Origin of the sequence: Rathayibacter sp. VKM Ac-2927 (assembly GCF_022815525.1) — a bacterium.
GTDB lineage: Bacteria > Actinomycetota > Actinomycetes > Actinomycetales > Microbacteriaceae > Rathayibacter > Rathayibacter festucae.
The window spans coordinates 526,488-547,657 of record NZ_JALGRT010000001.1 but is presented as its reverse complement, the minus strand read 5'-3'; the positions used below and the strand labels follow the sequence as shown (position 1 = coordinate 547,657).

The following is a 21,170-nucleotide window of genomic DNA, read 5'->3' as shown; positions in this document are numbered from 1 at the left end:
CTGCCCACCACCTCCACCCCCTCCGGCGAGACCGGCCTGAAGCGCAAGGGGCGCGACGTCGCCCCCGAGATCGCCCGCTCCTGGCTGCTCGTCAACGCGACCCGCACCGACACCTTCGACGCGGCGCACGCCTCACGCGCCGACCAGGTCGTCCTCGACATCGAGGACGCGGTCGACCCGAAGGCCAAGCCCGAGGCCCGCGCGGACGTCGCCGCCTGGCTCAGCGGTGAGAAGCGCGCCTGGGTGCGCATCAACGACCACTCCACCCCGTTCTGGTCGGACGACGTCGACGCGCTGAAGGGCCTGCCCGGCCTGGCCGGCGTCATGCTCGCGAAGACCGAGGCCGGCGAGCACGTCACCGAGACCTTCGACCGCCTCGGCGGCGCGACCCCGGTGCTCGCGCTGGTCGAGTCGGCCCTCGGCATCGAGGAGGCGGTCTCGATCGCCCGCGCCCGCGGGACCTTCCGCCTCGCCTTCGGCAGCGGCGACTACCGCCGCGACACCGGCACCAGCGCCGACGACCTGGCGATGGCCTACCCGCGCTCGCGCCTCGTCGTCGCCTCGCGCATCGGCGACCTGCCCGGCCCGATCGACGGCCCGACCGTCTCCAACAGCCACCCGGTGCTGCGCGAGCAGTCCGCGCTCACCGTCTCGCTCGGCCTCACCGGCAAGCTCTGCCTCGACACCGAGCAGCTCGCGGTCATCAACGAGGTCATCAGCCCGACCCCGTCCGACGTGGCCTGGGCGCGCGACTTCCTCGACGACTTCGAGGCCCGCGGCCGCGTCATCCGCGACGGCAGCGACCTGCCGCGACTGGGCCGGGCGAAGAAGATCGACAAGCTCGCGACCGCGTTCGGGGTCAACCCGCTCTGACGCTCGGGCCGCTGACACATCGGCGGCTCCGACCGCTCCGGCCCGCGGAGGGGCACACTGGGGATCGACGAGGAGGCCGGCATGGGTGCAGTCAGCACGTTCCTGTGGTTCGACGACCAGGCGAGGGAGGCGGCCGAGTTCTACACCGAGCTCGTGCCGAACTCGCGGATCCTGAGCACCGAGGTGCTGCCCGAGGGCTCGCCCTCCCCGGGCACCGTCACGGTCGTGACCTTCGAGCTCGACGGGCAGCTCTTCCGAGCGATGAACGCCGGCCCGCGCTTCCCGTTCACGGAGGCGGTCTCGATCGAGGTCTCGGTCGAGGACCAGGCCGAGGTCGACCGGCTCTGGGACGCGCTGATCGCCGACGGCGGCGAGGAGAGCCGCTGCGGCTGGCTCCGCGACCGGTGGGGGCTCTCCTGGCAGATCGTGCCGACCGCGCTCGCGACCGTGCTCGGCGGCTCCGACGCGGAGGGCGCGGCGCGGGCGCTGCAGGCGATGCTCGGGATGACGAAGCTCGACGTCGCCGCCCTCGAAGCGGCCTATGCCGGCGCCTGAGCGGGGGCGCCCGCGGCGCTCGTCCGCCTCGCTGCGCGCGGCCTATCTGCGCGACTACCGCTACGCCTACGGCTCGCGGTTCACGCATCTGCGCGAGGGCTGGGACGTCTCGCGCTACGCCTCGGGCGACGGCGCGCCCGTCCTGCTGATCCCCGGGATCTACGAGACCTGGCAGTTCCTGCGGCCGATCGCCGACCGGCTGCACGCGGCCGGGCATCCCATCCACGTGCTGCCCGCGCTCGGCTACAACACTCGGCCGATCGTCGCGTCGGCCGCGCTCGGGCAGGAGTACCTGCGCGAGCACGACCTGCGCGGGGTCGTCGTCGTCGTCGCGCACAGCAAGGGCGGCCTGATCGGCAAGCACATGATGGTCGTCGACGACCGCGACGAGGGCCGGATCGACCGGATGATCGCCGTCTCGACGCCGTTCAACGGCTCACCGCTCGCGCGCATCGCGCCGGCCCGGGCGCTGCGCGAGTTCGGTCCGCACCGGCCCGTGATCCGGACGCTGCTGGCCGAGCGCGACGCCGACCGGCGCATCGTCTCGATCTACGGGATGCGCGACCAGTACATCCCGGGCGGGAGCCGCCTCACCGGCGCGCGCGAGAACATCGCGGTGTCGGTGGTGGGGCACTTCGTGCTGCTGTCGCACCCGCGGGTGCTGGCGCTCATCGCGGCCCGGGTCGAGCCGGAGGACGACGCGCCGGGGACGGACGACGTCATTCCGGAGACGACCGTCGTCGCTCCGGAGTGACGGCCGGCCGGGTCAGGACCAGGGCGTGAGCAGCACCAGCGGGATCTGCCGGTCGGTCTTCGTCTGGTACTCGGCGTAGTCGGGCCAGGCCGCGACCGCGCGCTCCCACCAGGCGGCGCGCTCGTCGCCCTCGAGGACGCTCGCGGTGTAGTCCTTCTTCACCGGGCCGTCCTGCAGCTCGACGTGCGGCTCCTTGACCATGTTCAGGTACCAGACCGGGTGCTCGGGCGCGCCGCCCTTCGAGGCGACGACGACGTAGGAGCCGTCGTGCTCGACGCGCATCAGCGCGGTCTTGCGCAGCTTGCCGCTGCGGGCGCCGACCGTGGTCAGGACGATGATCGGCTTGCCGCGGAGGAGGTTGCCCTCCGCGCCGCCGGTGGCCTCGTAGAGCTCCGCCTGCTCGCGGGCCCAGGCGGACGTGCTCGGTTCGTATTCTCCAGTGAGGGGCATGAGTCGATCGTATTGCGCGCAGAACATCAGCTGAGAAGGTCCTTCATCGGCGATGAGCGACGAACTCGGCTCGCAGCTGATGTTCTGCACCGCAGCCGCACCGTCCGGGCTCCGGGTGTGCACGAGGATGGAGCGGTGCAGCCAGCAGACCAGCTCGACCGAGCCCGCATCGCGCTCCTCGGCGACGACCTCACCCGTGCCCGCTACCGCGTCGACGCCGTCCGCGAGCTGTGGGGCGAGGCCGCGGGCGAGGCGCTGCACCGCGGCGACCGGGTCCCGGCCCGGCGGGCGCTCGAGCGCAGCGGCGATTGCGGGCCGCTGGCCACGCTGGCCCGGCTGTTCCTCCTCGCCGATCCGGTGCCGACGGAGCAGGCGGCGGCGGCGTTCCCGTCGCTCGGTCTCGACGGCGCCCTGGAGCTGGAGCTCGTCCGCTCCGAGGCCGGAGCGGTGGTCACCGCCGCGCTCGACCTGCGGCCCTACGACCTCGTCGACCTGCACGGCGCCGCCTCCTGGTGGATCGCCTCCGATCTCGGCGAGCTCGCGCTCGGCCGGCCGCTCGACGAGGACCACGTGCTCGGCGTCGGCGGCGCGAGCCTGACCCTCGCCGGGCTGATGATCCAGCGGCCGGTCGGCAGCCTGCTCGACCTCGGCACGGGCTGCGGGATCCAGGCGCTGCACGCCTCCCGGCACGCCGACCGCGTGGTCGCGACCGACGTCTCGCACCGCGCGCTGGCGATCGCGGCCTTCAATGCGGCGCTGAACGGCATCGACTCGATCGAGTTCCGGCACGGCAGCCTCTACGAGCCGGTCGCGGGGGAGCGGTTCGACCAGATCGTCACCAACCCGCCGTTCGTGATCACGCCGCGGACCGCGGGCGTCCCCGCCTACGAGTACCGCGACGGCGGCCTCGAGGGCGACGAGATCGTCCGTCGGGTGATCGTCGGCGCCGCCGAGCACCTGGTGCCGGGCGGTGTCGCGCAGCTGCTCGGCAACTGGGAGTACCGGGCCGACGCGGACGCGTTCGACCGGGTCCGCGCCTGGCTGGCCGACGACCGCAGCCCGCTCGAGCAGGCGCTCGAACCCGGGCACGCCGGACTAGCCGCCTGGATGGACGGCACCGCCTCGCCGCTCGACGTCTGGATCGTGGAGCGCGAGCAGCAGGATCCGGCGATCTACGCCGAGACCTGGATCCGCGACGGCGGGACCACCCGCGGCGCGGAGTCCGACGCCCTCGTCGACGCGTGGCTCGAGGACTTCGAGCGGCGCGGCGTGACCGGAGTCGGCTTCGGCTACGCGACCCTGCGGCTCCCCGCGACGCCTCGGCCGCCGATCCGCCGCCTCGAGCGGCTCGATGCGGCGTTCGCGACCGCGGGGCTGGGCGGGCACCTCGCGCACTGCCTCGACGCGCTCGACGCGCTGTCGGTGCTCGACGACGCCGACCTCGCGCGGCTGGCGCTCGTCGTCGCCGGCGACGTGACGGAGGAGCGGCACTACTGGCCGGGCAACGACGACCCGACCGTGCTCCGGCTGCGCCAGGGCGGCGGCTTCGCCCGGGTGGAGGAGGCGGACACGGCTCTCGCCGCGGTCGTCGGGGCCTGCGACGGCGAGCTGTCGATCGCGGCGATCACGGCCGCGGTGGCCTCGCTCCTGCACGTGGAGGAGGCCGCCGTGCTGGACTCCGTGCTGCCGCGGGTGCGCGAGCTCGTCGCGACCGGGATGCTGCGGCTGCCCTGAGCGCGAGGCGTCGGGTCAGAACAGCGTGGCGGGGGCGTCCTCGGTGTCGACGGCGGGCGTCACGGCGGGGGCGGCTCCCGGCCAGCCCGGCCCGGAGTCCACGGCCGTGCGGCGCTGGTAGGCGGTCGCGGCGGCGCGGGCGCGCACGTCGGCGGCCTCGTTCATCCGGTGGTTGGCGTGCCCCTTCACCCACTCGAAGGTGACGGCGCGGCCCTGCAGCTCCTCGTCGAGCGCCTTGATGATCTCGACGTTCATCACCGGCTTGCCGTCGGCCTTCCGCCAGCCCTTCCGCTTCCAGCCCGGCAGCCACTCGGTGCAGGCCTTGATGGCGTACTGGCTGTCGCAGAGGATGTGCACGGGCTCGCTCTCCTGCGCGGTGGCGCGGAGCAGCTCGAGGACCGCGGTGAGCTCGCCGATGTTGTTGGTGCCGTGCGACCAGCCGCCGGCCGCCCAGCGCTCGTCGTCGACGTACCAGGCCCAGCCCGCGGGGCCGGGGTTGCCCAGCGCTGATCCGTCTGCGGCGGCGATGATGCTCACGTGCGGTCCTCCTCGGAATCGGTGCGCCCTCGCGAGCGCCCTTCGAGGGTAGTCGCCCGCGCCGACGCCGGTCGCCGGGCGCAACCCGGTACCCGGTGTCGGGGGCCGCTGGCAGGGTGGAGGGATGACCAGCATCCCCACCCTCACTCTCAACGACGGCACGAGCATCCCGCAGCTCGGGTTCGGCGTCTTCCAGGTCGACCCCGCCGAGACGGAGCGCATCGTCGCCGAGGCGCTCGAGGCCGGCTACCGGCACATCGACACCGCGGCGATCTACGGCAACGAGGAGGGCGTCGGGCGGGCGCTCGCCTCCTCCGGGATCGCGCGCGACGAGCTGTACGTGACGACGAAGCTGTGGAACGACGACCAGGGCCGCGACACGGCGGCCGGGGCGCTCGACGCCAGCCTGGAGAAGCTCGGCCTCGACGCCGTCGACCTCTACCTCATCCACTGGCCGAAGCCGAAGCAGGACCGCTACGTCGAGAGCTGGGAGGCGATGCAGGAGCTGCAGGCCGCCGGACGCACCCGCTCGATCGGCGTCTCGAACTTCCTCGTGCCGCACCTGGAGCGACTGCTCGCCGCGACCGAGGTCGTCCCCGCCGTCAACCAGATCGAGCTGCACCCGTACCACCAGCAGCCCACGGTCACCGCGTTCGGTGCGCAGCACGGCATCGCGACGGAGGCCTGGGGCCCGCTCGGGCAGAACAAGTACCCGCTGCTCGAGCTGCCGGTGATCACCGGCGCGGCCGAGGCGCACGGAGTGACGCCGGCGCAGGTCGTGCTGCGCTGGCACCTCGACCGCGGCCACATCGTCTTCCCGAAGTCGTCGACGAAGGCCCGCATCGTGGAGAACATCGACGTCTTCGGCTTCGAGCTCACGTCCGACGAGCGCGACGCGATCACCGCGCTCGAGCGCGCCGGCCGCGTCGGCGGCGACCCGAACGAGGTCTGACGCGGGGTCTCCTGGGGAAGATCGCCTCGTACGGAGGGGGAAGCCATGCTGATCGAGTAGCCCTCTCAGAGGGCGTATCGAGATCCACCACCGTCGGAACGCGAGTCTGCAGACCCGCCCAGTCGGTGATGGTGGGTCTCGATACGCCCCTGCGGGGCTACTCGACCAGCATGATTCCCCGCCGCCGGCGCGGCTGTTCGACCAGCATGATGTGCTCGCCGCCGTCCCAGTGCGGGTGCCCGCTTCCATGTTGATCGAGTAGCCCCGGAGGGGCGTATCGAGATCCAGGTGTTCGGAGTGCGGTGGGTCTCGATACGCCGCTGGCGCGGCCACTCGACCAACATGAGGCGCTAGGAGGCGCGGCGGGCGATGGTGACGCGGGTCGCGTACGGCATGGCGACGCGGTCGCCGGGCAGGGCGTCGACGACCTCGGAGACGGCGGCGAGGACCGCGGCGCGCTCCTCCTCCGGCATCGCGATGACGTAGCTGCGCGAGGCGAACATGTCGAGCAGCGCCGGACGGTCGAGCTCGTACTTCCAGTCGAACTCGGCGTAGGCGACGCGCTCCAGCGCCGAGCCCAGCGGCGGCTGCACCGTCTCGAAGCGCTCGGCGGCCGAGGAGCCGGCGACCTCGCCGAGGCGCCGCACCCACGGCACCGACTCGTCGCGGATGTTCCAGACCAGCGCGAGCACGCCGCCGGGGACCAGCAGCCGCGCGACCTCGGCGCTCGCGCGCTCGGGGTCGACCCAGTGCCAGGACTGTGCTGCGGTGACCAGCTCGACGGACGCGTCCGGCAACGGGATCGCCTCGGCCGTCCCCGCCAGCGCCCGGACCGACGGCAGCTGCGCGGTCAGCCGCTCCAGCATCGCCGCGTCCGGCTCCACGGCGGTCACGTCGAGTCCGCGCGCCACCAGAGACGCGGTGAACTTCCCGGTGCCGGCCCCGAGGTCCGCGACGCGCACCCGGTCGGAGGCGTCCGCGCCGGCCGCCCGCGCGCGCTCGGGCACGAAGGCACCGGCCACCCGGGCGGGCGCGTGCCCGATGAGCCAGTCCACCGCGTCGTCGGGGTAGCCCGGGCGCCCGCGGTCGTAGGCGTCGACGGCCGAGCCGAAGGACCGGCCGAGCTCGGCGGGAGAGGCGGAGGGTGTCGCGTCGGAGGGCGTCATGCCCCCGACGCTACGCCCTGGCGACTTGCCCCGGAGCTACGCGTCCGGAGCCGTCGCCCCCAGGGTCCGCGCGAGGACGTCCACCGCGTAGCCGTAGCCCGCGATGCCGGCGCCGACGATCACGGCGACCGCGATGTCCGACAGGTAGGAGTGCCGCCGGAACTCCTCGCGCCGGTGCACGTTGCTCACGTGCACCTCGACCAGCGGCAGCTCGGTGGCGAGGACGGCGTCGCGGATCGCGATCGAGGTGTGGGTGTAGGCGCCGACGTTCAGCAGCAGGCCCGCGGCCGTGCCGCGCGCCTCGTGCAGGCGGTCGATGATCGCACCCTCCGAGTTGCTCTGGAAGAACTCGATCTCGAGGCCGAGCCGCTCCGCCGCGCGGGTGGCGAGCGCCTCTGCATCCGCGAGCGTGTCGGAGCCGTAGACCGCGGGCTCGCGAGTGCCGAGGAGGTTCAGGTTCGGGCCGTTCACGACGAGGATCTTCACGCTCCGACCCTAGCGACCCGCGGGCGCGGACCGGTCAGGCGAGCGTCGCCGCGAGGCCGACCGGCAGCGCCGGCAGCTCGGCGCGCAGCCGGATCAGCTCCCGCGCGTGCTCGTCCAGGCGGCGGTCCTCGTCGCTCCGCGGCTCGAGCGCCGGTACAGCCTCGGCCGCCCCGTGGTCGCCGCGCACCACGAAGACGCTCATGCACTGCGTCGTCAGCTCGAGCTCGCCGGTCCGCGGGTCGCCGGAGCGCACGTGGATCGCGAGGTGCATCGAGCGCGGCCCGGTGTGGATCAGCCGCGCCTCCACCTCGACGAGGTGCCCGATCCGCACCGGCCGGTAGAAGTGGATGCCGCCGGAGTAGACGGCGACCGCGTCGCGGCTGCTCCAGCCCTGCGCGACGGCGTTCGCGGCCTCGTCGATCCAGCGCATCACGATGCCGCCGTGCGCGTTGCCGCCCCAGTTGACGTCTCCGGGCGCGGCCAGGAAGCGGAAGACGATTCGCGGGCCGGTCCCCGCCTCCGTGTACTCCTGCGCGCGCATCACCTCGTGCAGCGCGCGCCGGCCGTCGATGCGGGCGGCGGCGCCCTCGGCGAGGGCGAGGTCCGCGATCGTGCGGGGGCTCCACTCCGGCACCGGGCGCGGCCGCTTCTCCTCGTCGACGGCGACGAAGATGAGGAGGCAGTGCGTCGCCTCCTCGTAGCGCCCGGTGCGCGGGTCGGCCTGGGCGACGCGCACCAGCACGTGCATGCTCGTGCGGCCGGTGTGGATGACCTGCGCGGTCGCCTCGATCAGGTTGCCGACGGCGATCGGCCGGGTGAAGTGCACGTTGCCGACGTAGGCGGTGACGCAGTAGCCGCCGCTCCAGCCGACCGCGCAGGCGTAGCCGGCCTTGTCGATCCACTCGAGCACGCGGCCGGCCTGGGCGCTCCGGCCGTCGGCGGTCGCGTCCTGCGGCGCGGCGAGGAAGCGGAGGGTGATGCGGTCGTCCATGGTGCCCGTCTGGTCGTGCGGAGGAGGGGGATCTCCACATGCTGGTCGAGTAGCCGCGCCAGCGGCGTATCGAGACCCACGTGCTCGGCGGTGGTGGATCTCGATACGCCCCTGCGGGGCTACTCGATCAGCATGAAGGTCGGAGGGAAGTGGACCCGCGGAGGGGGATGCGAAGAAGGGGATGGTTCCCCTCCGCGGGCCACAGGGGCGCCGGCGCGCGGCCGGCGGGATCGGGATCAGGCCGCGTGGGCGGCCGGCAGCTCCTCGGCGAGCAGCCGGAGCCGCAGCGCCCGCAGCTCGGCGGTCAGCTCGGGCGGCAGGCGGTCGCCGAAGCGGGCGAAGAACGCCTCCGTCAGGGCGCACTCGTCGAGCCACGCCTCCACCGGGACGGAGAACAGCTCCTCCTTCGCGGCGGCCGAGAGGTTCAGCCCGTGCGTGTCGATCGACAGCGGCAGGTCGCCGATCGCGCTGGGCCGCGACTCCGCGAGCCCCTCGATCCGCCGGACGAGCCACTGCAGGACTCGGGCGTTGTCGCCGAAGCCGGGCCAGAGGAAGGAGCCGTCGGCGCCCTTGCGGAACCAGTTGACCTGGAAGATCGCGGGCGCCTTCTCGCCGAGGTCCGCGCCGACCGCGAGCCAGTGCGCGAAGTAGTCGGCCATGTTGTAGCCGCAGAAGGGCAGCATCGCGAACGGGTCGCGCCGCAGCTCGCCGACCGTCCCCTCCGCCGCGGCCGTCTTCTCGGAGGCGATGGTCGCGCCCAGGAACACGCCGTGCTGCCAGGAGGTCGCCTGGGTCACCAGCGGCACGTTGCTCGCCCGGCGCCCACCGAAGACGATCGCGTCCAGCGGCACGCCCTCGAAGGCGTCCCACTCGGCCGAGAGGGTCGGGCACTGCTGGGCCGGTGCGGTGAAGCGCGCATTGGGATGCGCGGCCGGGGTCCCGGAGGCGGGCGTCCACGGCTCGCCCCGCCAGTCGGTGAGGTGCTCGGGCACCTCGTCGGTGAGGCCCTCCCACCAGACGTCGCCGTCCTCGCGGAGTGCGACGTTGGTGAAGATCGTGTTGCCCCAGAGGGTGTGCACGGCGTTCGGATTGCTGCTCTGCCCGGTGCCGGGCGCGACGCCGAAGAACCCGGTCTCGGGGTTCATCGCCCAGAGGCGGCCGTCCTCGCCCTTCTTCATCCAGGTGATGTCGTCGCCGAGCGTCTCGACGCGCCAGCCGGGGATGGTCGGCTGCAGCATCGCGAGGTTGGTCTTGCCGCAGGCGCTCGGGAAGGCGGCGGCCACGTGGTAGCTGCGGCCCTCGGGCGAGACGATGCGGATCAGGAGCATGTGCTCGGCCAGCCAGCCCTCCTCGCGGCCCATCGCGGAGGCGATCCGCAGGGCGAAGCACTTCTTGGCCAGCAGGGCGTTGCCGCCGTAACCGGAGCCGAACGACCAGATCTCGCGCGTCTCGGGGAACTGGGTGATGTACTTCGTCGCATTGCACGGCCAGGCGACGTCGTCGCGGGTCGTGCCGTCGGCGTCGCGGAGCGGGAAGCCCACCGAGTGCACACCGCGGACGAAGGCGGTCTCCTCGGTGAAGGCGGCGAGCGGCTCAGCGCCGACGCGCGCCATGATCCGCATGTTCAGCACGGCGTAGGCGGAGTCGGTCAGCTGCACACCGAGCTGCGAGAGCGGGCCGCCGACCGGGCCCATCGAGAACGGGACGACGTACATCGTCCGGCCGCGCATCGAGCCGGCGAAGCAGGGGGCGAGCTCGGCCTTCATCGCGGAGGGCTCGCGCCAGTTGTTGGTCGGGCCGGCGTCGGCCTCGTCCGTGGTGCAGAGGAACGTGCGGTCCTCGACGCGGGCGACGTCGTCGGGGTCGGTGCGGGCGAGGAACGAGCCGGGCCGCCACTCCGGGTTCAGGGCGATCAGCTTCCCCTCCTCGACCATCCGGGCGGTGAGGCGGTACCACTCGGCAGGGGAGCCGTCGCACCACTCGATCGCGTCGGGCTGGAGGATCGCGGCCGTCTCGCGCACCCAGCGGCGCAGGGCCAGCGGGGCGGGCGGCACGACCGGTGCGGCGACCGGGGTCGGCGCGGTCATGGTGGTCGTCTCGAGGAGGAGGGTGTTGCTGTAGATGCTCATGCTGGCTCCGCTTTCGGTGCAGTCGTCGTCGACGGGGTGGGGAGTCGGTCCTCGTGGCGGTCGTGATCCGACGGTGCGAGGGGCGCTCTCTGGCGCCTGAAGCCAGGATGGAGGAGGATCGAGGGGTATTTGCGAGGCCTTGACCGTCAAGAACCGCGGTTTTTGCGCTTCCGTCACAACCGATCGCTGGAGCTCGCCGTGACCGACACCACCGACCCCGCCACCGTCCCCACCGCCGGGACCGATGCCGCCCTGCTCGGGCAGCGCATCCGGCACTTCCGCACCCGCCGCGGGCTGACCCTCGGGCAGCTCGCCGAGCGCGTGGGTGTCTCGGGCAGCCAGCTCTCCCTGATCGAGACCGGACGCCGGGAGCCGCGGCTCTCGCTGATGCAGGCGCTCGCCACCGCGCTCGGCGTCGAGCTCGCCGCGCTGCTCTCGGACGAGCCGCCGAGCGAGCGCGCCGCCCTCGAGATCGAGCTGGCGCGGGTGCAGAAGGGGTCGCTCTACCGCTCGCTCGGGCTGCCGGAGTTCAAGGTCAACAAGAGCCTGACCACGCCCGTCCTCGAGGCGTTCCTCGGCGTCTACCGCGAGCTGGCGCGCCGCAAGAGCGAGGCCAGCGCGACACCGGAGGAGGCGCGGCGCGCCAATACCGCCCAGCGGCTGCAGCTGCGCGAGCGCAACGCGTACCTGCCCGAGATCGAGGCGGTCGCCGGCGAGATGCTCCGCACGGTCGGGCACCGCGGAGGCGCGCTGACCCACAGCTCGGTCTCGAAGATGGCGCGGCACCTCGGCTTCGAGATCATCCACGTCGGCGATCTGCCGCACTCAGCCCGCTCGGTGATCGACCTCGCCAACGGACGGATCTACCTGCCGCCCGCCTCGATCCCCGGCGGGCACGGGCTGCGGGCGCTCGCCCTGCAGGCGATGGCGCACCGGCTGCTCGGCCACGAGCGCCCGGTCACCTACGCCGACTTCCTCCGGCAGCGGCTCGAGATCAACTACTTCGCGGCCGCCTGCCTGATGCCGCTGGAGCCCGCCGTGGCGTTCCTGGAGGAGGCGAAGCGCGAGCGCGACATCTCGGTCGAGGACTTCCGCGACGGCTTCGGCGTCACGCACGAGGCGGCGGCGCTGCGCTTCACCAACCTGCTGACCTCGCACCTCGATATCCGGATGCACTTTCTCCGCGTGCTCGGCGACGGCTCGATCCAGAAGGCCTACGAGAACGACGGCCTGCCGCTGCCGACCGACGTGACCGGTGCGGTGGAGGGGCAGACCGTCTGCCGCTACTGGTCGGCGCGCTCCGCCTTCAGCCGCACCAACCGGACGACGGAGTACTACCAGTACGTGGACACGCCGGCCGGCACCTTCTGGTCGGCCTCGCAGACCGGCACCACCGCCACGGAGGAGTTCTCGATCACGGTCGGCGTCCCCTTCGCCGAGGCGCGCTTCTTCCGGGGCCGCGACACCGACCGCCGCGAGCAGTCCCGCTGCCCCGACGAGTCCTGCTGCCGCCGCGCCCCCGCCGAGCTCGCCCAGCGCTGGGACGGCAACGCCTGGCCGAGCGCCCGCCTGCACGCCCACGTCCTCGCCCCGCTGCCCTCCGGCACCTTCCCCGGCATCGACGACGCCGAGGTCTACGCCTTCCTCGACACCCACGCCCGCGAGTCCTGACCCTCCTCCCCAACCCTGCCGCCCTCCGCGAGATGCCACTTATGAGGTGATTCCTCGGCGTGTCGTGGTCATAAGTGGCATCTCGCGGGAGGGGGCTGTGGAGAACGCGCGCGGGGGAGCGCGGGGTGCGGCAGGGTCCTCGCATGCAGGACGACACAGAGACAAGGATCGTGAACGCGTCGACGAGCGAGCTGGCGCGGCACCGGCTGGTGGCGGAGTACCCGGTCGGCGTCTTCCGGGGTGCTCGTGCCGCGATCGAGCCGGTGACATACGGCGAGAGGATCGCGGCGTTCGCCGCGGTGATGCGACCGGGCGAGTTCTTCTCGCACGTCACCGCCGCTCATCTCCTCCAGCTGCCCGATCGGCGGGCGACGGAGACCACTCCGCTGCACGTGTCGGTCACGCCGCCGATGCGCGCCGCCCGTCGGGTCGGCGTGAAGTCGCACCATCTCTGGGACGAGGCGGTGACCGTCGTCGACGCGGGCCATCCGGTGACGGATCCCGCCTCGACCTTCTGCCATCTCGCCGACTCGCGATCGCTCGACGAGCTGGTCGTCCTCGGCGATGCTCTCGTGCGGCCCGACGAGGAGCTCGGTCGCCGCGGCCTCCGCGTCGATCTCGAGATCCTCGCGGCGCGGGCGGCACGGTATCGCGGGCGGGGCGGCCGGCGCGCTCGGGAGGCGGTCGGGTTCGTCCGGGTCGGCTCCGAGTCGCCGAAGGAGACGCTCCTCCGGCTGCTGCTGATCCGCGCGGGGCTGCCCGAGCCGGAGCTCAACGTCGAGCTGTACGACGCGGACGGTGTCTTCGTCGCGCGGGTGGATCTGCTCTATCGAAATCAGTGGGTCGTCGTCGAATACGACGGCGATCAGCACCGGACGGACACGCGGCAGTACGAGCGGGACATCGCGCGCAGCGAGGCGATTCAGGCGCTCGGCTACCGCCACATCCGCCGGCCTCGTCGACCACCCCGAGGCGACAGCCGCCCGCGTCCGTCGCGCTCTCGGCCTCTGACCTCCAGCGCGGCATGCCACTTATGACGAGATTCTGCGGCGTGTCGTGTTCGTAAGTGGCATCTCGCGGGAGGGGGTGGGGAGGGCGGGGTCAGCCGGAGATCAGGGCGCGGGCCGTGCCCTCGTCGAGGATGAGGTCGGTGAGGAGGCCGGCGGCGAGGGCGCCGCGCAGGCCCGGGAGCTTCGAGGCGCCCGAGACGACGCAGATGCGGCGGGAGGCGCGGCGCACGGTGGAGAGGTCCGGGCCGCTTGCACGTTCGTTCATGGGGATGTCGTCCCAGGTGCCGTCGGCCCGGTAGAACACGGTGGCGACGTCGCCGACCACGCCGGACGCACTGAGCGAGGTGAAGTCGCTCGGCTCCAGGTAGCCGCCGATGTAGACCTTCGAGGGCACCGCCGCGAACGGCGAGCCGAGGCCGAAGAGCGCGACGTCCATCCGCTGCTGCAGCTCCAGCACCCGCTTGGTCGAGCGCTCGCGCCAGACCGCCTTCTTGGTCATCGGGTCGTCGAAGAACGCCGGCACCGGGAACTGCTGCACCTTCGCGGCGTACGCGTCGCCGAAGCGCCTCAGGATCTCGCTGGAGTAGTTGATGCCGGTGGTCTCGGTGTTACCCGCGCCGTTGAGCTGCACGATCTGGGTGTTGTGCGTCTCCTTGGCGATCAGGTGCCGGCTCATCGCGCTCATCGTCGAGCCCCAGGCGATGCCGACGATCATGTTCGAGTCGATGAACGGCCCGAGGATCCGCGCGGCCGACAGCGCGACGCGCTCGAGCCGGTCGATCTCGCTGGTGTGGTCCGGCACCGGGACGATGTGCGCCGTGATGTCGAAGTGCGCGCGCACCTCCGCCGACAGGGCGCTCGCCCGGTCGAGGGGGGAGCGGATCTGGATGTCCACCAGCCCCGTCGCCCGGGCGTGCGAGAGCAGCCGCGACACCGAGGAGCGCGAGGTGTGCAGCTCGTGCGCGATGGCGTCCATCGTCAGGTCCTGCATGTAGTACAGCTGCGCGGCCCGGAGCGCGTCGCGCGTCTTGTCCGGGTGGGTCGCGTGCGTCGTCTCGTCCAGCTCGACGACCGGTCGGACAGGGGTCATTGCCACTCCTTGCACGTATTTCCACCCGTCTTGACCGGATGTGTTGTCGGGTCAAGGATGGCTGTATTCCCTCGCGATATCAACCGTCCATCTGGGGCGGCCACACTCGCACGAGGCATTCGACGCAACACCTACGACACGAAGGCGAGTACGAAGTGGCACAGTCTGTCGGAACTCCCGGAAGCTCCTCTCTCCGCGAGAGCGTCTCCGCACTGCGGGACACCCCCCGCGCGACCGTCCTCGTGATCGGCGGTGGCATCAACGGCATCGGGACGTTCCGCGAGCTCGCGCTCAACGGCGTCGACGTCGCCCTCGTCGAGCGCGGCGATTACGTCTCGGGCGCGTCCAGCGCCTCGAGCCACATGATCCACGGCGGCATCCGCTACCTCGAGAACGGCGAGTTCCGCCTCGTCAACGAGGGCGTGCACGAGCGCAACGGCCTGCTCAAGATCGCGCCGCATTACGTGAAGCCGCTGCAGACCACGATCCCGATCTACTCGACGTTCTCGGGCATCCTGGCCGCGCCGCTGCGCTTCCTCACCCACAAGTCGGGCAAGCCCCAGGAGCGCGGCGCGCTGCTGATCAAGGTCGGCCTGACCCTGTACGACTTCTTCTCCCGCGACGGCGGCGTCGTCCCGCGCCACCAGTTCCACGGCCGCAAGCGCTCGCTGAACGAGCTGCCCAAGCTCGACCCGAAGATCAAGTACACCGCCACCTACTTCGACGCCTCCGTGCACGAGCCCGAGCGCCTGGCGCTCGACGTGCTGCGCGACGCGCTCGTCGGCGGCACGAAGGCCCGCGCGGCCAACTACGTCGAGGCCGTCGGCACCGCCGAGGGCGGCGTGCTGCTGCGCGACCGCGAGAGCGGCGAGGAGTTCGCCTTCCAGGCGGACGTCGTCGTCAACGTCTCCGGACCGTGGACCGACTTCACCAACACGGCGCTCGGCACGACCACGAAGTTCATGGGCGGCACCAAGGGCTCGCACATCGTCCTCGACAACCCCGAGCTGGTCGAGGCCTGCGAAGGCCGCGAGATGTTCTTCGAGCACAGCGACGGCCGCATCGTGCTGATCTACCCGCTCAAGGGCCGGGTCATGGTCGGCACCACCGACATCGAGGCCGACCCCAACGAGCCGGCCGTCTGCACCGAGGAGGAGATCGACTACTTCTTCGACCTGGTGAACCACGTGTTCCCCTCCATCCCGGTCACCCGCGAGCAGATCGTCTTCAAGTTCTCCGGCATCCGCCCGCTGCCCCGTCACGACGACGAGACCCCCGGCTTCGTCTCCCGCGACTACCGCATCGAGCCCTCGACCCTCCCCGGCGGGAAGACCCCCGTGCTGAGCCTGGTCGGCGGCAAGTGGACGACGTTCCGCGCCCTGTCCGAGCACCTCTCGAACGAGGTCTTCAAGCGCATCGGCGTCACCCGCCGCGTCTCCACCGTGAAGACCGCGATCGGCGGCGGCAAGGGCTTCCCGCGCACGGACGCCTCGCGCGCCCAGTGGATCAGCCAGCACCGCTCCGGTCTGTCCTCGGCCCGCACCGGCCAGCTGCTCGAGCGCTACGGCACCCGGGCGGAGGAGGTCATCGAGGCCCTGGCCGACGGTCACGACGAGGCGCTCGACTTCGACAAGGACTTCACCACCGGTGAGATCCGCTACCTCGCCCAGCGCGAGAGCGTCGTGCACCTGATCGACCTGGTCATGCGCCGCACCAACCACGCGTTCACCGGCGGCCTGAGCCGCGAGCTGCTCGAGGAGCTCGCCCAGCACACCGGCGAGGTCCTCGGCTGGGACGAGGCGGCCCGCGCCCAGGAGGTCGACGCGACCATCGAGCACCTGAAGAAGTACAACGGCGTCGATGTCGGCGGCACCTCGGTGCAGGTGCCGACGGCGGTCGCAGCCTCCTAGCGGGGCGACTGGCGCGGATCGACGGGAGTCCCGGTTCGAGGAGTGATCTCGAGCCGGGACTTCCGTCGTCACAACGCACAAACGTGCACGCGGCGTTCCTTGTCCCCGGTACGGGGCGCCGATAACTTCACACTCGTCGGGCATCGATGCCCGATGCGGACGCGCTCGCGCGTTCCGACCGATGAAAAGGAAATGGTCAACGTGGACAATCTCGGAGTGGTGTTCCTCGCGGAAGTCGTGGGAACGGCGATGCTCGTGCTCCTCGGCTGCGGCGTGGTCGCCAACGTCGCGCTCGTGAAGAGCAAGGGTCTCAACGGCGGGACCCTGATGGTCAACTTCGGCTGGGGCTTCGCCGTCTTCGCCGGTGTGATCGTCTCCTACAACTCGGGTGCGCACCTCAACCCGGCCGTCACGCTCGGCCTCGCGGCCAGCGGAGCGACGGAGTTCGGCTCGGGCGTCCCGGTCAACATCGTCTCGATCCTGATGTACATCCTCGCCCAGATGATCGGTGCGATCCTCGGCGCCGTCTTCTGCTGGCTCGCCTACAAGCAGCACTTCGACCAGGAGCCCGACCCGGCCAACAAGCTCGGCGTCTTCTCCACGGGTCCTGCGATCCGCAGCTACGGCTGGAACTTCGTCACCGAGGTCATCGGCACCTTCGTCCTCGTCTTCGTCGTGATCGGCTTCGGCGGCGGACGCCAGGGCGACGGCGGACTCGCGGCGCTGGGCGCCCTGCCCGTCGCCATCCTGGTGATCGCGATCGGCGCCTCCCTCGGCGGCCCGACCGGCTACGCCATCAACCCCGCCCGTGACCTCGGCCCCCGCATCGCCCACGCGCTGCTGCCGATCAAGGGCAAGGGCTCGAGCGACTGGAGCTACGCCTGGGTCCCCGTCGCGGGCCCGATCGTCGGCGGTGTCCTCGCCGGTCTCGCCTCGACCGCGCTGCTGCCGATCCTCTAGCCGGTCCTGCGGGCCGCTGCGGCTCGCGATCCGCACTCCACTTCACCCTGTTACGAAGGAGTAATCATTCATGGCTGACTACGTCATCGCTATCGACCAGGGGACCACGTCGTCCCGCGCGATCATCTTCGACAAGAAGGGCTCGATCGTCTCGACCGGGCAGAAGGAGCACGAGCAGATCTTCCCGCGCGCGGGCTGGGTCGAGCACGACCCGATCGAGATCTGGAACAACGTCCGCGAGGTCATCGGCCAGGCGCTCTCCCGCGCCGACCTGACCCGTCACGACATCGCCTCCGTCGGCATCACCAACCAGCGCGAGACCGCGGTGGTCTGGGACAAGACCACCGGCAAGCCCGTCTACAACGCCATCGTCTGGCAGGACACCCGCACGCAGTCGATCGTCGACCGGCTCGCCGGCGACGAGGGCGCGGACCGCTTCAAGTCGATCGTCGGGCTCCCGCTCGCGACCTACTTCTCCGGCACCAAGATCGTCTGGATCCTCGAGAACGTCGAGGGCGCCCGCGAGAAGGCGGAGGCCGGCGACCTGATCTTCGGCACCACCGACACCTGGGTCCTCTGGAACCTGACCGGCGGAGTCGACGGCGGCGTGCACAAGACCGACGTCACCAACGCCTCGCGCACCCTCTTCCTCGACCTCGAGACGCTCGAGTGGCGCGACGACATCCTCGAGGCCTTCGGCGTGCCGAAGTCGATGCTCCCCGAGGTGTGCTCGTCCTCCGAGGTCTACGGGCAGGTCGAGTCCTCCTCGCTGCTGCGCGAGGTCCCGATCGCGGGCATCCTGGGCGACCAGCAGGCCGCGACCTTCGGCCAGGCGGCGTTCGATCCGGGCGAGGCGAAGAACACCTACGGCACCGGAAACTTCCTGATCTTCAACACCGGCACCGAGATCGTGCACTCCAAGAACGGGCTGCTCACGACGATCGGCTACAAGCTCGGCGACGGCGAGGTGCACTACGCGCTCGAGGGCTCGATCGCGGTCTCCGGCTCGCTGATCCAGTGGCTGCGCGACAACCTGGGCCTCATCGGCTCGGCCCCCGAGGTCGAGGCGCTGGCCGCGACGGTCGAGGACAACGGCGGCGCGTACTTCGTGCCCGCGTTCTCCGGCCTCTTCGCGCCGTACTGGCGAGCGGACGCGCGCGGTGCGCTCGTCGGCCTCACCCGCTACGTCAACAAGGGCCACATCGCCCGTGCTGCGCTCGAGGCGACGGCGTTCCAGACCCGCGAGGTCCTGGACGCGGTCAACGCCGACTCCGGCGTCCCGCTGCAGGAGCTCAAGGTCGACGGCGGCATGATCGCCAACAACCTGCTGATGCAGTTCCAGGCCGACATCCTCGGCGTCCCGGTCGTCCGGCCGGTCGTCGCCGAGACCACCGCGCTCGGCGCCGCGTACGCCGCGGGCCTCGCGGTCGGCTTCTGGGAGAACCTGGACGACCTGCGCCAGAACTGGCAGGAGGACTCGCGCTGGACCCCGCAGATGGACCAGGACGAGGCCGCCCGCCAGTACCGCCTCTGGAAGAAGGCCGTCACGAAGACCTTCGACTGGGTCGACGAGGACGTGCAGTAGGCACTGCACCACTGAACGACGAGGGCCCGCGCACGCAGAGTGCGCGGGCCCTCGTGCGTGGGTCCACTGGGAAGAGACGCCCGCAGACATGCTGGTCGAGTAGCGCGCAGCGCGTCTCGAGACCCGCCCCCGGCGGAGCTCCGTCAGAGCAGCGGGCGGCGACGCCCCGTCGCGACCGCGACGAGCGCGAGTGCCAGCAGCCAGGCCGGGCCCGCCAGCACGGCCGCGACCGTGGGCGGCGCGGACGCCGACAGGGCAGCGAGGGGCACGACGTCCTCGAAGGCGGTGCCGCTCGTGAAGGTCCCGGCGCTGAGCGGCACCAGGGCCGCGAAGAGCACGAACAGCGGTGCCCGGACGATCGTGCCGACCAGCGCGCCCCAGATCGCACCACCGACACCGGCCACAGGCACGAGGGTCACGACGCCGAGGTCCGGAGTGACCCTTCCCGCCGAGACGACCGCGACGCCGGCGACTCCGATCGCGACCACCGCCGTCGCGAGCACCGCACCGGCACCCGCCGTCACCAGGAACCGAGCCGCGAGCGCCGGCCGGAGCCCCGACGAGAGCACATCGCGCGCGAGGATCCCCTTCTCGAAGGCGCTCGCCGTCCGCAGTGCTCCGAAGGCCGCCGCCCCGACGACGCCGCCCTGCAGCAGCGCCGCCGTGATCGCGTGCTCGAGCGAGGCCGCTTCTCCGGGTGGGAGCGCGCTGAGATCGACCTGCGTCACGGCGAGGAGGAGGGGGAGCACGGGCAGCAGTCCGAAGACCAGTCCCCAGAGCGGTGTCCGGCTCGCGACCACGCGCCGGAGCTCCGCGGAGACGGCGCGGTCGAGAGGTCTCTCCGCCGCCGCCCGTTTCACCGGGCCCGCCGCTGCTCGAGGATCCGCGCGCCGCCGATCGCCAGGAGCGCCCAGACGGCCAGGACGGCCAGGGCGAGCAGCGCGGGGAGCATCCCCTCGACCGGCGCACCGGTCGCTCCCGCGACGGCTCCGATCGGGAGCAGTCGCCCGACGTCACGGGCGATGGTGAGCAGCGGCGCGGCGAGGGCGGCGGGGAGGACCAGCACGATCGGGATGCAGGCGTAGTAGTTCCGCACCGCGTAGCCGATGCCGACGCCCAGCACGCCGCTCAGGGCACAGGCGAGGACGACGCCGACCGAGGCGGACAGCAGAGTGATGTCCGGCGTCAGGCGACGGCCGGCCGTCGCCAGGACCACAGCGGTGATCGGCCACCAGCCCACGACCGCCACCACCCCGAAGACCGCGCCCGAGACCGCGCCGGCCAGCGCCTTCGCCACCAGGATCGCGTCCCGGCTGCCGAGCAGCAGCGTCCGGTCGAGCGAGTGGTAGTACGTCTCCCGGGTGTAGGCGTAGGACCCGTAGAAGCAGGCGCCCAGGGCGGCGCAGGCGGCGAAGCCGAGGACGAGGCGTGTCGCCCCGGCGTCGTCGAGGCCGTCGAGACGGTCGGTGACGTCGGCCAGGTTGATGCCGAAGAGGGGGATCAGGATCGCGTAGGCGAGGAGCACCGGGAACGACGAGCCGCTGCGGGAGCGCAGGATCTCGGCCCGTGCAAGCGCGCCGGCCCCGCTCATCGGCCGGCCTCGCCGTCGACGAGGTCGAAGTAGCCGTCCTCGAGACTCCGCCCTCCCGAGCGGGTGAGGTCCTCGAGCGGGCCGTGGAAGAGCATCCGGCGGCGCAGGACGACGACCTCGTCGACGGTGTGCTCGAGCTCGGCGAGCTGGTGGCTGGAGACGAGGACCGTCCGTCCGCGCTCGGCCTCGGCGCGGATCAGGCGCCGCAGCCAGCGGATCCCCTCGGGGTCGAGCCCGTTCGCCGGTTCGTCGAGGACGAGGATCTCCGGGTCACCCGCCAGGGCCGTGGCCAGGCCGAGGCGCTGGCGCATCCCGGTCGAGTAGCCGCGGACCGGCCGCCGCGCCGCCTCGGCGAGGCCGACCGTCTCCAGCAGCTCGTCGACGCGGGAGAGCGGTGCGCCGACCGCGCGGCCGACGATCGCGAGGTGCCGACGGCCGGTGATGCCGTTCTCGAAGCCGAGGCCGTCGAGGTGCACGCCGACGACCCGCGCGGGAGCGCGCAGCTCCGCGAACCGGTGGCCGCCGATCCGCGCCTCACCGGAATCGGGGCGCAGCAGTCCGACCAGCCCGCGGAGCGCCGTGCTCTTGCCGGCGCCGTTCGGGCCGAGGAGCCCGACGACCGTCCCCTGCCGCACGGAGAAGCTGAGGTCGTCCACGACGCGGCGGCCGCGGAAGGTCTTGGTGAAGTGCTGGAAGTCGAGCGCAGAGCTCATGGGCGGGCCTTTC

20 protein-coding genes are annotated in these 21,170 nt (G+C 72.0%); 10 read left to right on the top strand and 10 right to left on the bottom strand.

Annotated features, from left to right (window positions below; translation table 11 throughout):
* The first annotated feature begins 36 nt into the window (after positions 1-36).
* The 3 genes from MT353_RS02510 to MT353_RS02500 all read left to right on the top strand — a co-directional run bounded on the left by MT353_RS02510 (position 37) and on the right by MT353_RS02500 (position 2,182).
* Complete coding sequence (locus MT353_RS02510) at positions 37-873, top strand: CoA ester lyase (protein ID WP_123445387.1); 837 nt, start codon at positions 37-39, stop codon at positions 871-873.
* An 81-nt stretch (positions 874-954) separates the two neighbouring features.
* Positions 955-1,428 carry a VOC family protein gene (locus MT353_RS02505; RefSeq protein ID WP_123445250.1) on the top strand — a complete coding sequence of 158 codons (474 nt, stop codon included), beginning with the start codon at positions 955-957 and terminating at the stop codon, positions 1,426-1,428.
* The gene (locus tag MT353_RS02500; RefSeq protein ID WP_243623534.1) at positions 1,415-2,182 is read left to right on the top strand and encodes a triacylglycerol lipase; all 768 of its coding nucleotides are present in this window, start codon (positions 1,415-1,417) and stop codon (positions 2,180-2,182) included. Before MT353_RS02505 ends, MT353_RS02500 begins: the two co-directional genes overlap by 14 nt.
* A gap of 12 nt (positions 2,183-2,194) precedes the next feature.
* Here the strand turns inward: MT353_RS02500 and MT353_RS02495 are convergent, their stop codons facing one another.
* A complete protein-coding gene (locus MT353_RS02495) occupies positions 2,195-2,632 on the bottom strand; it encodes a nitroreductase family deazaflavin-dependent oxidoreductase (RefSeq protein ID WP_123445252.1) in 438 nt (145 codons plus the stop codon).
* 135 nt (positions 2,633-2,767) lie between these two features.
* Here MT353_RS02495 and MT353_RS02490 point away from each other — a divergent pair, with 135 nt between their 5' ends.
* Positions 2,768-4,366: a methyltransferase gene (locus MT353_RS02490; protein ID WP_243615360.1), complete on the top strand. Its 1,599-nt coding sequence runs from the start codon at positions 2,768-2,770 to the stop codon at positions 4,364-4,366.
* 15 nt (positions 4,367-4,381) lie between these two features.
* Here MT353_RS02490 and MT353_RS02485 read toward each other — a convergent pair whose 3' ends face one another.
* A complete protein-coding gene (locus MT353_RS02485; RefSeq protein ID WP_127886034.1) occupies positions 4,382-4,903 on the bottom strand; it encodes a ribonuclease H in 522 nt (173 codons plus the stop codon).
* 124 nt (positions 4,904-5,027) lie between these two features.
* Here MT353_RS02485 and MT353_RS02480 point away from each other — a divergent pair, with 124 nt between their 5' ends.
* Positions 5,028-5,855, top strand: a complete 828-nt coding sequence (locus MT353_RS02480; protein ID WP_243615361.1) for an aldo/keto reductase — start codon at positions 5,028-5,030, stop codon at positions 5,853-5,855.
* Positions 5,856-6,205: 350 nt separating this feature from the next.
* Here the strand turns inward: MT353_RS02480 and MT353_RS02475 are convergent, their stop codons facing one another.
* The 4 genes from MT353_RS02475 to MT353_RS02460 form a co-directional block, all read right to left on the bottom strand.
* Positions 6,206-7,021 (bottom strand): class I SAM-dependent methyltransferase, encoded by an 816-nt coding sequence (locus MT353_RS02475; RefSeq protein ID WP_243623533.1) that lies wholly within the window; start codon positions 7,019-7,021, stop codon positions 6,206-6,208.
* A gap of 36 nt (positions 7,022-7,057) precedes the next feature.
* The gene (gene aroQ, locus MT353_RS02470; protein WP_123735176.1) at positions 7,058-7,507 is read right to left on the bottom strand and encodes a type II 3-dehydroquinate dehydratase; all 450 of its coding nucleotides are present in this window, start codon (positions 7,505-7,507) and stop codon (positions 7,058-7,060) included.
* A 34-nt stretch (positions 7,508-7,541) separates the two neighbouring features.
* Positions 7,542-8,498 carry an acyl-CoA thioesterase gene (locus MT353_RS02465; protein ID WP_243623532.1) on the bottom strand — a complete coding sequence of 319 codons (957 nt, stop codon included), beginning with the start codon at positions 8,496-8,498 and terminating at the stop codon, positions 7,542-7,544.
* 236 nt (positions 8,499-8,734) lie between these two features.
* A complete protein-coding gene (locus tag MT353_RS02460; RefSeq protein ID WP_243599273.1) occupies positions 8,735-10,585 on the bottom strand; it encodes a phosphoenolpyruvate carboxykinase (GTP) in 1,851 nt (616 codons plus the stop codon).
* A gap of 240 nt (positions 10,586-10,825) precedes the next feature.
* On the opposite strand from MT353_RS02460, the gene MT353_RS02455 reads away from it, so the two are divergent.
* Positions 10,826-12,298 carry a helix-turn-helix domain-containing protein gene (locus MT353_RS02455; RefSeq protein WP_243623531.1) on the top strand — a complete coding sequence of 491 codons (1,473 nt, stop codon included), beginning with the start codon at positions 10,826-10,828 and terminating at the stop codon, positions 12,296-12,298.
* A 143-nt stretch (positions 12,299-12,441) separates the two neighbouring features.
* Positions 12,442-13,335 (top strand): hypothetical protein, encoded by an 894-nt coding sequence (locus MT353_RS02450; RefSeq protein WP_243623530.1) that lies wholly within the window; start codon positions 12,442-12,444, stop codon positions 13,333-13,335.
* Positions 13,336-13,399: 64 nt separating this feature from the next.
* Here MT353_RS02450 and MT353_RS02445 read toward each other — a convergent pair whose 3' ends face one another.
* Complete coding sequence (locus MT353_RS02445; protein WP_123445261.1) at positions 13,400-14,398, bottom strand: sugar-binding transcriptional regulator; 999 nt, start codon at positions 14,396-14,398, stop codon at positions 13,400-13,402.
* 155 nt (positions 14,399-14,553) lie between these two features.
* On the opposite strand from MT353_RS02445, the gene MT353_RS02440 reads away from it, so the two are divergent.
* The 3 genes from MT353_RS02440 (at position 14,554) to glpK (ending at position 18,853) form a co-directional block, all read left to right on the top strand.
* Entirely contained in the window at positions 14,554-16,308 is a 1,755-nt protein-coding gene (locus MT353_RS02440) for a glycerol-3-phosphate dehydrogenase/oxidase (RefSeq protein ID WP_243623529.1), read from the top strand.
* A gap of 192 nt (positions 16,309-16,500) precedes the next feature.
* The gene (locus MT353_RS02435; RefSeq protein ID WP_243586379.1) at positions 16,501-17,268 is read left to right on the top strand and encodes an MIP/aquaporin family protein; all 768 of its coding nucleotides are present in this window, start codon (positions 16,501-16,503) and stop codon (positions 17,266-17,268) included.
* Between the two features lie 70 nt (positions 17,269-17,338).
* Positions 17,339-18,853 (top strand): glycerol kinase GlpK, encoded by a 1,515-nt coding sequence (gene glpK / locus MT353_RS02430; protein WP_123445264.1) that lies wholly within the window; start codon positions 17,339-17,341, stop codon positions 18,851-18,853.
* A 143-nt stretch (positions 18,854-18,996) separates the two neighbouring features.
* On the opposite strand, the gene MT353_RS02425 is transcribed toward glpK, so the two are convergent.
* Genes MT353_RS02425 through MT353_RS02415 form a run of 3 tightly spaced genes read right to left on the bottom strand, consistent with a single transcriptional unit; the run spans position 18,997 to position 21,157 of the window.
* Entirely contained in the window at positions 18,997-19,653 is a 657-nt protein-coding gene (locus tag MT353_RS02425) for a hypothetical protein (protein WP_243623528.1), read from the bottom strand.
* A gap of 56 nt (positions 19,654-19,709) precedes the next feature.
* Positions 19,710-20,444: a hypothetical protein gene (locus tag MT353_RS02420; protein ID WP_243598810.1), complete on the bottom strand. Its 735-nt coding sequence runs from the start codon at positions 20,442-20,444 to the stop codon at positions 19,710-19,712.
* The gene (locus tag MT353_RS02415; protein ID WP_123702532.1) at positions 20,441-21,157 is read right to left on the bottom strand and encodes an ABC transporter ATP-binding protein; all 717 of its coding nucleotides are present in this window, start codon (positions 21,155-21,157) and stop codon (positions 20,441-20,443) included. The genes MT353_RS02420 and MT353_RS02415 overlap by 4 nt, the downstream gene beginning before the upstream one ends.
* Between the last annotated feature and the right edge of the window lie 13 nt (positions 21,158-21,170).

Bases quoted from the DNA above. Each gene is read 5' to 3' on its own strand.
- MT353_RS02505 (WP_123445250.1), top strand. From the start codon at position 955: ATGGGTGCAGTCAGCACGTTCCTGTGGTTCGACGACCAGGCGAGGGAG.
- MT353_RS02500 (WP_243623534.1), top strand. From the start codon at position 1,415: ATGCCGGCGCCTGAGCGGGGGCGCCCGCGGCGCTCGTCCGCCTCGCTG.
- MT353_RS02495 (WP_123445252.1), bottom strand. From the start codon at position 2,632: ATGCCCCTCACTGGAGAATACGAACCGAGCACGTCCGCCTGGGCCCGC.
- MT353_RS02480 (WP_243615361.1), top strand. From the start codon at position 5,028: ATGACCAGCATCCCCACCCTCACTCTCAACGACGGCACGAGCATCCCG.
- MT353_RS02475 (WP_243623533.1), bottom strand. From the start codon at position 7,021: ATGACGCCCTCCGACGCGACACCCTCCGCCTCTCCCGCCGAGCTCGGC.
- MT353_RS02465 (WP_243623532.1), bottom strand. From the start codon at position 8,498: ATGGACGACCGCATCACCCTCCGCTTCCTCGCCGCGCCGCAGGACGCG.
- MT353_RS02460 (WP_243599273.1), bottom strand. From the start codon at position 10,585: ATGACCGCGCCGACCCCGGTCGCCGCACCGGTCGTGCCGCCCGCCCCG.
- MT353_RS02450 (WP_243623530.1), top strand. From the start codon at position 12,442: ATGCAGGACGACACAGAGACAAGGATCGTGAACGCGTCGACGAGCGAG.
- MT353_RS02445 (WP_123445261.1), bottom strand. From the start codon at position 14,398: ATGACCCCTGTCCGACCGGTCGTCGAGCTGGACGAGACGACGCACGCG.
- MT353_RS02435 (WP_243586379.1), top strand. From the start codon at position 16,501: ATGGTCAACGTGGACAATCTCGGAGTGGTGTTCCTCGCGGAAGTCGTG.
- glpK (WP_123445264.1), top strand. From the start codon at position 17,339: ATGGCTGACTACGTCATCGCTATCGACCAGGGGACCACGTCGTCCCGC.
- MT353_RS02420 (WP_243598810.1), bottom strand. From the start codon at position 20,444: ATGAGCGGGGCCGGCGCGCTTGCACGGGCCGAGATCCTGCGCTCCCGC.
- MT353_RS02415 (WP_123702532.1), bottom strand. From the start codon at position 21,157: ATGAGCTCTGCGCTCGACTTCCAGCACTTCACCAAGACCTTCCGCGGC.